The organism is Streptomyces sp. NPDC048442 (genome assembly GCF_040651475.1).
Taxonomy (GTDB): domain Bacteria; phylum Actinomycetota; class Actinomycetes; order Streptomycetales; family Streptomycetaceae; genus Streptomyces.
The window spans coordinates 143497-156964 of the sequence record NZ_JBEZKB010000015.1 but is presented as its reverse complement, the minus strand read 5'-3'; the positions used below and the strand labels follow the sequence as shown (position 1 = coordinate 156964).

General features: G+C 69.3%; 12 protein-coding genes. All 12 read left to right on the top strand.

Features of this window, described 5'->3' with window-relative positions; genetic code table 11:
• Nucleotides 1–98 precede the first annotated feature (98 nt).
• The 12 genes from thrB to atpB all read left to right on the top strand — a co-directional run bounded on the left by thrB (nucleotide 99) and on the right by atpB (nucleotide 13411).
• Complete coding sequence (gene thrB / locus AB0D18_RS22965; RefSeq protein ID WP_362421470.1) at nucleotides 99–1031, top strand: homoserine kinase; 933 nt, start codon at nucleotides 99–101, stop codon at nucleotides 1029–1031.
• Between the two features lie 388 nt (nucleotides 1032–1419).
• Nucleotides 1420–3558 carry a transcription termination factor Rho gene (rho, locus tag AB0D18_RS22960; RefSeq protein ID WP_362421468.1) on the top strand — a complete coding sequence of 713 codons (2139 nt, stop codon included), beginning with the start codon at nucleotides 1420–1422 and terminating at the stop codon, nucleotides 3556–3558.
• A 338-nt stretch (nucleotides 3559–3896) separates the two neighbouring features.
• On the top strand, nucleotides 3897–5009 hold the full coding sequence (locus AB0D18_RS22955) for an LCP family protein (protein ID WP_362421465.1): 1113 nt from the start codon (nucleotides 3897–3899) through the stop codon (nucleotides 5007–5009).
• A 160-nt stretch (nucleotides 5010–5169) separates the two neighbouring features.
• A complete protein-coding gene (rpmE, locus tag AB0D18_RS22950; RefSeq protein WP_362421463.1) occupies nucleotides 5170–5394 on the top strand; it encodes a 50S ribosomal protein L31 in 225 nt (74 codons plus the stop codon).
• Nucleotides 5395–5502: 108 nt separating this feature from the next.
• A complete protein-coding gene (gene prfA / locus AB0D18_RS22945; protein WP_362421460.1) occupies nucleotides 5503–6582 on the top strand; it encodes a peptide chain release factor 1 in 1080 nt (359 codons plus the stop codon).
• A 51-nt stretch (nucleotides 6583–6633) separates the two neighbouring features.
• The gene (gene prmC / locus AB0D18_RS22940; protein WP_362421457.1) at nucleotides 6634–7479 is read left to right on the top strand and encodes a peptide chain release factor N(5)-glutamine methyltransferase; all 846 of its coding nucleotides are present in this window, start codon (nucleotides 6634–6636) and stop codon (nucleotides 7477–7479) included.
• 56 nt (nucleotides 7480–7535) lie between these two features.
• A complete protein-coding gene (locus tag AB0D18_RS22935) occupies nucleotides 7536–8183 on the top strand; it encodes an L-threonylcarbamoyladenylate synthase (RefSeq protein WP_362421454.1) in 648 nt (215 codons plus the stop codon).
• A complete protein-coding gene (locus AB0D18_RS22930; RefSeq protein ID WP_362421452.1) occupies nucleotides 8180–8827 on the top strand; it encodes a protein-tyrosine-phosphatase in 648 nt (215 codons plus the stop codon). Before AB0D18_RS22935 ends, AB0D18_RS22930 begins: the two co-directional genes overlap by 4 nt.
• A 105-nt stretch (nucleotides 8828–8932) precedes the next feature.
• Entirely contained in the window at nucleotides 8933–10195 is a 1263-nt protein-coding gene (gene glyA, locus AB0D18_RS22925) for a serine hydroxymethyltransferase (RefSeq protein ID WP_362421449.1), read from the top strand.
• 129 nt (nucleotides 10196–10324) lie between these two features.
• Nucleotides 10325–11656, top strand: a complete 1332-nt coding sequence (locus tag AB0D18_RS22920; RefSeq protein WP_362421446.1) for an MraY family glycosyltransferase — start codon at nucleotides 10325–10327, stop codon at nucleotides 11654–11656.
• Between the two features lie 279 nt (nucleotides 11657–11935).
• A complete protein-coding gene (locus AB0D18_RS22915) occupies nucleotides 11936–12373 on the top strand; it encodes a hypothetical protein (RefSeq protein ID WP_362421629.1) in 438 nt (145 codons plus the stop codon).
• 228 nt (nucleotides 12374–12601) lie between these two features.
• Nucleotides 12602–13411, top strand: coding sequence for a F0F1 ATP synthase subunit A (gene atpB / locus AB0D18_RS22910; RefSeq protein ID WP_362421443.1), 810 nt, complete (start codon nucleotides 12602–12604; stop codon nucleotides 13409–13411).
• Nucleotides 13412–13468: the final 57 nt, after the last annotated feature.

Here is a 13468-nt window from a genome sequence, read left to right as displayed (position 1 = left end):
CGCGCCGCATATGCCGCGGTGTTGTTGCCGTCAGGCCCCGGGTGCCGCAGCTTGTGAAGTTCCCACCCACCACCCGTCACACAAGGAGTCGTCGAGCGATGGCCGGTCCCGCGTTCCGAGCCGCCGCCGTGCGCGTGCGTGTCCCCGCAACCAGCGCCAACCTGGGTCCGGGCTTCGATGCCTTCGGCCTGTCGCTGGGGCTGTACGACGACGTGGTCGTCCGGGTGGCCGACTCCGGCCTGCACATCGACATCGCGGGCGAGGGCGCCGACACGCTGCCCCGCGACGAGAGTCACCTGCTCGTACGATCCCTGCGCACCGCCTTCGACGTCCTCGGCGGACAGCCGCGCGGCCTGGAGATCGTCTGCGCCAACCGCATCCCGCACGGCCGCGGCCTCGGCTCCTCGTCCGCCGCGATCTGCGCCGGCATCATGGCCGCCCGCGCGGTGACCATAGGCGGCGACGCCAAGCTGGACGACGAGGCCCTGCTCGAACTCGCCACCGAGATCGAGGGCCACCCCGACAACGTCGCCGCCTGCCTCCTCGGCGGCTTCACGCTCGCCTGGATGGACTCCGGCGCCGCCCGCGCCATCCGGATGGACCCCGCGGACACGGTCGTCCCCGTGGTCTTCGTCCCCTCCGTCCCGGTCCTCACCGAGGCCGCCCGCGGCCTGCTTCCCCGTACGGTCCCCCATGTGGACGCAGCCGTGAACGCGGGTCGCGCCGCACTGCTCGTCGAGGCCCTGACCAGGCGCCCCGAGCACCTGCTGGCCGCCACCGAGGACCGGCTGCACCAGGACTACCGCACTCCCGCGATGCCCGAGAGCGTCGCACTCGTCAACCGGCTGCGCGCGGACGGCGTCCCCGCGGTCATCTCCGGTGCGGGCCCCACGGTCCTCGCACTGGCCGAGGACGGTACGGCCGACAAGGTCGTACGGATGGCGGGCGACGGGTGGGCCGCGGGCAGGCTCTCCCTGGACGCCGCAGGTGCGTGCGTGCTTCCGCTTGCGCCGCAGGACGCGACCGGATAGGCCGCGGCCCGACCGCCAGTGATTGCCGGTGGACGAGAGGGGGAATGTTTGTTGGAGCCGGTAGTGTTAATCTCAAGTCTGCATCCGACGCCCTTGCGGCGCGGTGCATCGTGTCCCCTTCGGGACCATCTTCTTCCGGGAGCCTCCCCAAACTGCCCTGTCAGCCTGCCTGAGCAGTTTTGAGCACGCTCCGGAACCGGCACGACACCCCGCGTTCTTCCCAGAGGGGGCAACTGGGGACTTCGGGTCGGAACCCCACGCACGTTTATCTCTCCGCCACATCCGGCGGACCACCGCCCCGGCACGGTTCTCCAACGGGAGCCGCCGGCACAGCACAACCGGTCGCCGAGCCAGACAGGCCGACGTCCGCTCCAGGGAAGGACCCTTCGTGAGCGACACCACCGATCTGATGGGCGTGACTGCCGACAAGACTGTCGACAATGCGTCCGACGCAGGTGCTGCCACCGGCAGTGCCCCACGGCGCCGCCGCTCCGGCACCGGCCTGGACGGCATGGTCCTGGCCGAGCTGCAGCAGGTCGCGTCCGGCCTCGGGATCAAGGGCACTGCGCGGATGCGCAAGGGCCAGCTGATCGAGGTCATCAAGGAGACGCAGGCCGGCGGCTCCGCCCCGGCCAAGAGCGCCGACTCGGGCGACGCCGAGACCAAGCCGAAGCGCCGCGCCACTTCCAAGGCACGCACCTCATCGAGCGCGCCTGCGGCAGCCGCTGCTCCGGAAGCTGCGGCTCCGGTCGAGCCGAAGGCCGAGAAGGCCGTCGCCCAGCAGCAGATCGACATTCCCGGTCAGCCTGCCAGCGACGACCAGCCCGTCGGTGAGCGCCGCCGCCGTCGCGCCACCGCCGCAGCCGGCAGCCCCGAACAGGCCACCGCCGCAAGCGAGGTGACGGACCGCCAGAAGTCCGAGCCCAAGGGCGACGTCAAGACCGAGGCCAAGGCCGAGGTCCAGACGGACACCAGGACGGACGCCAAGGCCGACCAGGCCGTCGACAACGCCGAGGGTCGTCGTGACCGCGGTCAGCGCGGTGACCGTCAGGGCCGCGGCGACCGCCAGGACCGCGGCGACCGCCAGAGCCGTCGCGACCGGGACCGGGACCGCGACCGCGGTGGCAAGGGCGGCGACGACCAGGGCCGCCAGCAGCGCCAGGGCGGCGGCAACCAGGGCGGCCAGGGCAGCCAGGGCGGCCAGAGCGTCAACGCCCAGGGCAGCCAGGGCAGTCAGGGACGCGACAACCGCGACCGTGACAACGGGCCCCAGGACGACGACGACTTCGAGGGTGGCCGCCGCGGCCGCCGGGGCCGCTACCGCGACCGCCGTGGCCGCCGTGGCCGCGACGAGTTCGGCAGCGACGCCCCGCCGCAGGTCAACGACGACGACGTCCTGATCCCCGTCGCGGGCATCCTGGACATCCTCGACAACTACGCGTTCATCCGTACGTCCGGCTACCTGCCGGGCCCGAACGACGTGTACGTGTCGCTGGCCCAGGTCCGCAAGAACGGCCTGCGCAAGGGCGACCACACCACCGGTGCGGTCCGCCAGCCCAAGGACGGCGAGCGCCGCGAGAAGTTCAACGCGCTGGTGCGCCTGGACTCCGTCAACGGCATGGCGCCGGAGAGCGGCCGCGGCCGCCCCGAGTTCCAGAAGCTCACCCCGCTGTACCCGCAGGACCGGCTGCGTCTGGAGACCGACCCGGGTGTCCTGACGACCCGGATCATCGACCTCGTCGCACCGATCGGCAAGGGCCAGCGCGGTCTGATCGTGGCCCCGCCGAAGACCGGCAAGACCATGATCATGCAGGCCATCGCCAACGCGATCACGGTCAACAGCCCCGAGTGCCACCTGATGGTCGTCCTGGTCGACGAGCGTCCGGAAGAGGTCACCGACATGCAGCGGTCGGTGAAGGGCGAGGTCATCTCCTCGACCTTCGACCGTCCCGCCGAGGACCACACCACTGTCGCCGAGCTGGCCATCGAGCGCGCCAAGCGTCTCGTCGAGCTGGGTCACGACGTGGTCGTCCTGCTGGACTCCATCACCCGTCTGGGCCGTGCGTACAACCTCTCGGCCCCCGCGTCCGGACGCATCCTGTCCGGTGGTGTCGACTCGACCGCGCTCTACCCGCCGAAGCGCTTCTTCGGTGCGGCGCGCAACATCGAGGACGGCGGCTCGCTGACCATCCTGGCCACCGCGCTCGTCGAGACCGGTTCGCGGATGGACGAGGTGATCTTCGAGGAGTTCAAGGGCACCGGCAACATGGAGCTCAGGCTCGACCGGAAGCTCTCGGACAAGCGGATCTTCCCGGCGGTGGACGTGGACGCGTCCAGCACCCGTAAGGAAGAGATCCTGCTCAACGCGGAGGAGCTGGCGATCGTCTGGAAGCTGCGCCGGGTGCTGCACGCACTCGACTCGCAGCAGGCCATCGAGCTGCTTCTCGACAAGATGAAGCAGACGAAGTCGAACGCCGAGTTCCTGATGCAGATCGCCAAGACGACGCCGTCGGGAAGCAACGACTAGTCGTCCGGCCGGTCCGGCAAGCACGACGCGGGGGCCCCGCCACGATCACTGTGGCGGGGCCCCCGCGTCGTCATCGGTTCGAGACGTGCGCCACACCGGTCACATTCCGTGATCATGGTCCCGCGGTCGCCCCGTACTCGTGAATCCGCAGTTCAGAGCAGATAAGAAGCGCTCTTAGAGAGCCCTGCGAGCATGCTCGGCGGCTCGCTTCCCCCGCGGTCGTCACAGGGCGCTGTGCAACCCTTCTGGGTGATTCGACGTCTGACAAGTGTCGACAAACCGTGCCTGATCCACTACGGCAGGGGGTACGCGGGCATCCACGAGGGACTGAGGAGCGTATGAGCGAGACGGGCAGGAGCAGCGGCCGAATACGGGCCACCGGCAAACGCCGCAAGGGCCCCACCAAGGGCCGCAGGGCCGTCACCACGCTGGCCTGGGTGGCCGCGGGAGTGGTATTGGCCGGCGGTGGCGGTCTCGGGTACGTGTACTTCAAGCTCGACGGCAACCTCAAGGGCGTCGACATCAACGGCGCCCTCGGCGCGAACCGCCCCGAGGAGGTCGACAACGGCTCGCAGGACATCCTCGTCCTCGGCTCCGACTCCCGGCACGGCGACAACGGCAAGTACGGCACGGACGAGGGCGGAGCCCGCTCCGACACCGCGATGGTCCTGCACGTGTACCCGGGCCACAAGAAGGCGTCCATCGTCTCGATCCCGCGCGACACCCTGATATCCCGCCCGGACTGCGTCTCCGACAAGGACGGCAAGACGCCGGTCCCCGCCGCCGAACGACAGATGTTCAACACGGCGTACGAGGTCGGCGGGCCGGCCTGCGCGGTGAAGACCGTGGAGCAGATGTCCGGCATCCGGATGGACCACTACGTCGAGGTCGACTTCACCGGCTTCAAGAAGCTCATCGACGAGCTCGGCGGCGTCCCGGTCACCACCAACAAGGCGATCAAGGACACCAAGAGCCACCTCGATCTCCCGCCCGGCACCCACCAGTTGAACGGCGAGCAGTCCCTCGGCCTCGTCCGTACGCGAAAGAGCGTCGGCGACGGCAGCGACCTCGGCCGCATCCAGCTCCAGCAGGCGTTCATGAAGGCCCTCATCGGCCAGGTCAAGGACGTCGGCGTCTTCACCAACCCGAAGAAGCTGTACGACCTCGCGGACGCGGCCACCAAGGCCATCACCACCGACAGCGACCTGGCCTCCGTGAACAGCCTCGTCTCCTTCGCCAATGGCCTCAAGGGCATCGGCGCCGAGGACATGAAGATGGTCACGCTGCCCGTCCAGTACGACCCGCGGGACCCGAACCGCGTCATTCCGCTGGAGCAGCAGTCCCAGCAGGTCTGGCGGGCGCTCAAGGCGGAGCAGCCCATTCCGGCGTCCGCCACCCAGGGCTCGGCAGGCGACAAGGGCGACGCCGGCAAGATAGTCAAGGGCGGCTGAGCCCGGTCCGGAATACCTCGGGGGCCGTCCCCGTTGAGACGATTACCTTCGAATTTTGAAGCGCGGCCCAGCCCTGGCAGACTGGTCCGTCGGCCCCGGTTCACGTACCCGCAAATCCGCGGATGCGACCCGGTGCCCTCCCGAAACTCTAGGAGTCACCTTGAAGCGCGATGTTCACCCCGAGTACGTCGAGACCCAGGTCAGCTGCACCTGTGGCGCGTCGTTCACCACCCGTAGCACCCTGACCAACGGCAACATCCGTGCCGAGGTCTGCTCCGAGTGCCACCCGTTCTACACGGGCAAGCAGAAGATCCTCGACACCGGTGGCCGTGTGGCCCGCTTCGAGGCCCGCTTCGGCAAGGCTGCCGGCTCCGCCGCGAAGTAGCGAGTCATCGCGCCGGTCCTCGACCGCTCCGTACCGGGGCGGCGATGACCGGCGCTTTGTCGTGACGCACCGCACCTTCCTAAACTTCAGCGAAACCAGGAGCCCGAGATGTTCGAGGCGGTCGAGGACCTGATCGGCGAGCACGCCGATCTTGAGAAGAAGCTGGCGGACCCGTCGGTCCACGCGGACCAGGCGAACGCGCGCAAGCTGAACAAGCGCTACGCCGAGCTGACCCCGATCATCCGGACGTACCTGTCCTGGAAGCAGACCGGTGACGACATCCAGACCGCCCGCGAGTTCATCGCGGACGACCCGGACTTCGCGGCCGAGGTCAAGGACCTGGAGAAGCAGCGCGGCGAGATCACCGAGGAGCTGCGGCTCCTCCTCGTCCCGCGCGACCCCAGCGACGACAAGGACGTCCTCCTTGAGGTCAAGGCGGGCGCGGGCGGCGACGAGTCGGCCCTGTTCGCCGGCGACCTGCTGCGCATGTACCTGCGCTACGCCGAGCGCGTCGGCTGGAAGGCCGAGATCATCGACGCCACCGAGTCCGAGCTCGGCGGCTACAAGGACGTCCAGGTCGCCATCAAGACCAAGGGCGGCAACGGCGCCACCGAGCCCGGCCAGGGTGTCTGGGCCCGCCTCAAGTACGAGGGCGGCGTGCACCGCGTGCAGCGCGTGCCCTCCACCGAGTCGCAGGGCCGCATCCACACCTCCGCCGCAGGCGTGCTCGTCACGCCCGAGGCCGAGGAGGTCGAGGTCGAGGTCAACATGAACGACCTGCGCATCGACGTGTACCGCTCCTCGGGCCCCGGCGGCCAGTCCGTCAACACCACCGACTCCGCGGTGCGCATCACGCACCTTCCGACCGGTGTGGTCGCCTCCTGCCAGAACGAGAAGAGCCAGCTCCAGAACAAGGAGCAGGCCATGCGCATCCTGCGCTCCAGGCTGCTCGCCGCCGCCCAGGAGGCCGCCGAGCGCGAAGCCTCGGACGTGCGTCGCAGCCAGGTGCGTACGGTCGACCGCTCCGAGAAGATCCGGACGTACAACTTCCCGGAAAACCGGATCTCCGACCACCGCGTGAACTTCAAGGCGTACAACTTGGACCAGGTGCTCGACGGTGACCTCGCCGCCGTCATCCAGGCCCTCGTCGACGCGGACTCCGCGGCGAAGCTCGCTGCCGCGCAGTAGCAGTCCCCGCCCACAGCCCCTAGCTCAGCCCCTGCAAGCCGGAGGATCCGGATGAATCTGCTGCTCGCCGAGGTGGCGCAGGCCACCCAGCGGCTGGCCGACGCCGGCGTGCCCTCACCGCGCTTCGACGCGGAGGAGCTCGCCTCGTTCGTGCACGGTGTCAAGCGGGGAGAGCTGCACCGGGTCCCCGACAGCGACTTCGACGCCCGCTACTGGGAGGCCATCGCCCGCCGCGAGGCCCGCGAACCGCTCCAGCACATCACCGGGCGCGCCTTCTTCCGCTACCTGGAACTCCAGGTCGGGCCCGGTGTGTTCGTGCCGCGGCCGGAGACGGAGTCGGTGGTCAGCTGGGCCATAGACGCCGTACGCGCCATGGACGTGGTCGAACCGATGATCATCGACCTGTGCACCGGCTCCGGCGCCATCGCGCTCGCGCTGGCCCAGGAGGTGCCGCGCTCGCGCGTGCACGCCGTGGAGCTGGACGAGGGCGCCCTGAAATGGACCCGCAAGAACGTCGCCGGGTCCCGCGTCGTCCTGCACCACGGGGACGCGCTCACCGCGCTCCCCGAGCTGGACGGCCAGGTCGACCTGGTGATCTCCAACCCGCCGTACATCCCGCTCACCGAGTGGGAGTACGTCGCTCCGGAGGCCCGCGACCACGACCCCGAGATGGCGCTGTTCTCCGGCGAGGACGGCCTCGACCTGATCCGGGGCATCGAGCGCACCGCGCACCGGCTGCTGCGACCGGGCGGCGTCGTCGTCATCGAGCACGCCGACACCCAGGGCGGCCAGGTCCCGTGGATCTTCACCGAGGAGCGTGGCTGGGCGGACGCCGCCGACCACCCGGACCTCAACAACAGGCCGCGCTTCGCCACCGCCCGCAAGGCGATGCCGTGAGCCCGTACTGCTTCCGTTCGTACCACCAGATGTTCCTGCCCGAGGGGGTCCGTTAAATGGCACGGCGATACGACTGCAACGACGCGACCGACCGCAAGACCGGTCTGCGCGAAGCCGCCTCGGCCGTCCGCCGCGGCGAGCTGGTCGTGCTGCCCACCGACACCGTGTACGGGATCGGCGCGGACGCGTTCAGCGGTGAGGCGGTCGCCGACCTCCTCGACGCCAAGGGCCGGGGCCGCAACATGCCCACCCCCGTCCTCATCGGCTCCCCGAACACCCTGCACGGCCTGGTCACCGACTTCTCCGAGCAGGCCTGGGAGCTCGTCGACGCGTTCTGGCCGGGCGGCCTGACCCTCGTCGCGAAGCACCAGCCGTCCCTCCAGTGGGACCTCGGCGACACCCGCGGCACCGTCGCCATCCGGATGCCGCTGCACCCCGTCGCCATCGAGCTGCTCACCGAGGTCGGCCCGATGGCCGTCTCCTCCGGCAACCTCACCGGCCACCCGGCCCCCGAGAACTGCGACGCGGCCCTGGACATGCTGGGCGACTCCGTCTCCGTCTACCTGGACGGCGGCCCCACCCCCGGCAACCTGCCGTCCTCCATCGTCGACGTCACCGGCCCCGTGCCGGTGCTCCTGCGGGCCGGAGTGCTCAGCGCGGAGGAGCTCCGCAAGGTCGTACCCGATCTTGAGGTGGCGAGTTGACCGCCCTCTACGGGCGTGGCACAGCAGAAGGCATATCGGGGACCACCTTCCGTATCCTCCACGTCAGCACCGGCAACGTCTGCCGCTCGCCGATCACCGAGCGGCTGACCCGCCATGCCCTGGAGGACCGCCTCGGCGACCCCCTCTTCGGCGGCCTGATCGTGGAGAGCGCCGGCACCTGGGGGCACGAGGGTGCCCCCATGGAGGCCAACGCCGCCGCCGTCCTCGCCGACTTCGGCGCCGACGCCTCCGGCTTCACCGGCCGCGAACTGCTCGATGAGCACGTCATCCGCGCCGACCTCGTCCTCACCGCGACCCGCGACCACCGCGCCCAGGTCATCTCCATGGGCCACTCCGCGGGCCTGCGCACCTTCACCCTGAAGGAGTTCAACCGCCTCGTCCGGGCCATAGACCCGCTCACACTTCCCGATCCGCTGGAAGACGGCGTGGTCGAACGCGCCCGCGCCCTGGTCCGCGCCGCGGCGGCGCTCCGCGGCTGGCTGCTGGCACCCAGTGAGGAGGCCGACGAGGTGTATGACCCGTACGGTGCTCCGATCACGTTCTTCCGCTCGATCGGCGAGGAAATCAACTTGGCGCTGGACCCGGTGGTCACGGCGCTGACCGGGGTCCCGACCAAGCACTGAGCCCGGCGGGCGCGTACGCGGGCGGGTACGTACGCCGGGCAGGGTTGGCACGGCGGGCCTACATTGGGGGACACGTCGAGTCCCCTCCGAGGCCCGGAGCCAGAGATGCCTGCCATCACTGCACCTGCACCCGTGTCGGCCGCTGTCCACCCGGGCGCGGACTTCGATGCGCTCGCCCGGCAGGATCCCGAGATCGCCGCCCTCGTACGCGAGGAGACGCGTCGGCAGGCGGACGGGCTCCAGCTGATCGCCGCGGAGAACTTCACCTCGCCCGCCGTCCTGGCCGCGCTCGGTTCGCCGCTGGCCAACAAGTACGCGGAGGGGTATCCCGGCGCACGTCACCACGGTGGGTGCGACATTGTGGACGCCGCCGAGCGGGTCGCGATCGACCGGGCGAAGGGCCTGTTCGGCGCCGAGCACGCGAACGTACAGCCGCATTCCGGGTCGGCCGCCGTCCTCGCCGCGTACGCCGCCCTGCTGAAGCCGGGGGACACCCTCCTGGCGATGGGGCTGCGGTCCGGTGGGCACCTCACGCACGGCTCGCCCGCGAACTTCTCCGGCCGCTGGTTCGATGTGGTGGGGTACGGGGTCGACGCGGAGAGCGGGCTGGTCGACTACGACCAGGTGCACACCCTGGCGCGGATGCACCGCCCGCGGGCGATCGTCGTCGGCTCGATCTCGTACCCGCGTCACCCCGACTACGCCGCCTTCCGGGCGATCGCGGACGACGTCGGCGCGTATCTGGTGGCGGACGCGGCGCATCCGATCGGGCTGGTCGCCGGGGGAGCGGCGCCCAATCCCGTTCCGTATGCCGACGTGGTCTGCGCGACCACGCACAAGGTGCTGCGCGGGCCGCGCGGCGGGATGCTGCTGTGCGGCGAGGAGCTGGCGGAGCGGATCGACCGGGCGGTGTTCCCGTTCACCCAGGGCGGCGCGCAGATGCACACGATCGCGGCGAAGGCGGTGGCCTTCGGCGAGGCGGCGCGGCCGGCCTTCACCGCGTACGCCCATCAGGTGGTCTCCAACGCGCGCGTACTGGCCGATGGTCTGGCCGCCGAGGGCTTCGCGGTCACCACCGGCGGCACGGACACCCACCTGATCACCGTCGACCCGGCCCCGCTGGGAATGGACGGGCGCGAGGCGCGGGCCCTGCTGGCGGCGGCGGGAGTGGTGCTGGACACCTGTGCGCTGCCGTACGGAGAAGGGCGCGGCCTGCGGCTGGGCACGGCCGCGGTGACCACGCAGGGCATGGGGGAGGCGGAGATGGCGCGCATCGTCGCGGTGTTCGCGCCGGCGCTGAGGGGAGAGCGGAGTGCGCCCACGGAGGTACGGGAACTGGCCCGGAGGTTCCCCCCTTATCCGGGGTGAACCGGCGCCCCGCGCCCGGGGTGAATCGGCGCCGCGGAACCAGTCACCGGCACCCGTGTGTCTTCAACCCCGCGGCGGCGAAGCTAGGGTGTGGGGCTGAGATGGTCAGCGACAACTGTGGGGCAGCCCGTGCGTGAATATCTGTTGACGCTCTGCGTCACGGCCGCGGTGACGTATCTGCTGACGGGCCCGGTGCGGAAGTTCGCCATCGCGGCCGGAGCGATGCCGGAGATCCGCGCCCGTGACGTCCACCGGGAGCCGACACCGCGGCTCGGCGGGATCGCCATGTTCGGCGGTCTGTGCGCGGGACTGCTGGTGGCGGACCACCTGGCGAGCCTCAACGGCGTCTTCGAGCTCTCCAACGAGCCGCGCGCCCTGCTCTCCGGAGCAGCCGTGATCTGGCTGATCGGCGTCCTCGACGACAAGTTCGAGATCGACGCCCTGATCAAGCTGGGCGGCCAGTTCATCGCCGCCGGCGTCATGGTCATGCAGGGCCTCACCGTCCTGTACCTGCCGATCCCCGGCGTCGGCGCGGTCTCGCTGACCCAGTGGCAGGGCAACCTGCTGACCGTCGCGCTGGTCGTCATCACCATCAACGCGGTGAACTTCGTCGACGGTCTGGACGGGCTCGCGGCCGGCATGGTCTGCATCGCCACGGCCGCGTTCTTCCTGTACGCGTACCGCATGTGGTTCCGGTACGGGATCGAGGAAGCGGCCCCGGCGACGCTGTTCGCGGCGATCCTGATGGGCATGTGCCTGGGCTTCCTGCCGCACAACATGCATCCGGCCCGCATCTTCATGGGCGACTCGGGGTCGATGCTCATCGGTCTCGTCCTCGCGGCCGGAGCGATCTCGATCACCGGGCAGGTCGATGGGGACGTGCTCAAGCTCTTCACCGGCGGCGAGCGCAACGCCACCCACGCGATGCTGCCGGTCTTCATTCCCCTGCTGCTGCCGCTGACGATCATCGCGATCCCGTTCGCGGACCTGGTCCTGGCGATCGTGCGGCGCACCTGGCAGGGGAAGTCGCCGTTCGCCGCCGACCGGGGGCATCTGCACCACCGGCTCCTGGAGATCGGGCACTCGCACAGCAGGGCGGTGCTGATCATGTACTTCTGGTCGGCGCTGATCGCGTTCGGCATGGTGGCCTACTCGGTGGCCAAGGAGAGCATGTGGTTCGTGCTGCTCATCGTCGCGCTGAGCGCGCTGGGTCTCCTTCTGCTGCTGCTGCCGCGCTTCACGCCGCGTGCCCCGCGCTGGATGGAGGCGTTCGTTCCGCCCCGCTACCGGCGACGGCGGACCCAGGTGGTGGCGTCCTCCCCGGCGGCCGCCGCGGACGGGCAGAAGGCGTCCGAGGCAGTGGACGAAGCGAGGGACGAAAGCGGCGAAGAGGACTCCGCGCCCGTCCCGGCGGGCGTCAACGGGGCGACAGCAGTGGGACCCCGTTCGCGTTTCAACTGACGTGCCCGCGTTGACGATTGCCCCAGCAGGGCCCATTACCAGACAAAGCGATGACGTTCACTGCACACACGGGCGGACTCACTCTCATGTGTGACAGCAACCACACTTTCTGGGTAAAGACTGCATCAAATAGTTTGTGATACGGTTCACGAGACCCGGCGACAGAGCCGCAGGACCGCGGTGCGACGGTCCAGCGGCCCGAGGACCCTTCTCGATCCGGGCTTACGCTCGTCCATGACGACACCCACTGCCCCCACCAAGCAACGCGGAGCTGCCGCCATGCCGTCCAACGACGTCCGGACACTCCTCCGAACCGCTGTGCCTTCCGCTGCCGTCGGCGTTCTCGCCGTCGGGATCAGCGCGCTGGTCGGCGGCGGCGAGGCAGCGCTCGGAGCACTCGTGGGCGCCGCACTGGCGATCGTCTTCATGGGGGGTGGGCTGGTGGCACTCCAGCGCACCGCGAAGCGGCTGCCGCAGCTCTTCCAGGCCATGGGGCTCCTGCTCTATGTGCTCCAACTGCTGCTGCTGTTCGTCTTCCTGGCAGTGTTCAAGGGAACAGAGCTGTTCGACTTCAAGGCGTTCGGTTTCGCACTGCTCGCCGTCACCCTCGTGTGGATCGCCGCCCAGGCGCGCGCCTACATGAAGGCCAAGATTCTTTACGTCGACGACGCGTCCGACAAGGGTGAAAAGCCCCAGAAGACCGGGTCTTCGTCGTGAAGGGTAGGGCCGGGATAAATGGCCGTTCGAGATCCTGCTATCGTCCGGTGCCAACTGCGGCACTGCGGGCGCGGGCATCCGAGCTGACGCCTGTCCCAGCGCGAGGCTCGATGCCGAACCGCCCCGCCCAGCTTTCCAAGACCACCAGTCCAGTGCCGACCCGCGGCTTCCTGCCGCGCCGACACAACGAGGTTGCCGTACCTATGCGCCACGCTGAAGGAGCCCGCGGTGAGTGCTGACACAACGCTTGCCTTTGATGCGAGCTGCCACATTTTCTCCGGATGCGGGTTCCCGGCTCCGGGCCTCCACACCTTCCTGTACAAGCCGATGTTCGAGGTGGCGGGCTTCGAGTTCACGAAGCCGATGCTGCTCGCGCTCCTCAGCACGCTTGTGATCGTCGCCTTCTTCTGGGCGGCCTTCAACAAGCCGAAGCTGGTGCCCGGCAAGGTCCAGATGATCGGTGAGGCCGGGTACGACTTCGTACGCCGCGGCATCGTGTACGAGATCATCGGCAAGAAGGACGGCGAGAAGTACGTCCCGCTGATGGTGTCGTTGTTCTTCTTCGTCTGGATCATGAACGTCTGGTCGATCATCCCGCTGGCACAGTTCCCGGTCCCGTCGCTGATCGCCTTCCCGGCCGGTCTCGCGCTGATCGTGTACGTGCTCTGGGTCAGCCTGACCTTCAAGAAGCACGGCTGGACCGGCGCCTGGAAGAACATCACCGGCTACGACAAGTCGCTCGGCTGGGTCCTGCCGCTCGTCGTCGTCATCGAGTTCTTCTCGAACCTGGTCATCCGGCCCTTCACCCACGCGGTGCGACTGTTCGCGAACATGTTCGCCGGTCACCTGCTGATCGTGATGTTCACGCTGGCCTCCTGGTACCTGATGAACGGAATCGGTATCGCCTACGGCACCGTCTCCTTCGTCATGGTGCTGGTGATGACGGTCTTCGAGCTGTTCATCCAGGCCGTCCAGGCATACGTCTTCGTGCTCCTGGCCTCCAGCTACGTCCAGGGCGCACTCGCCAAGGGCCACTGAGCCAGCACGACCGGGCCGGCGCAACGCGCGGGTCCAGCCCCCCAAGAACCAACAGAC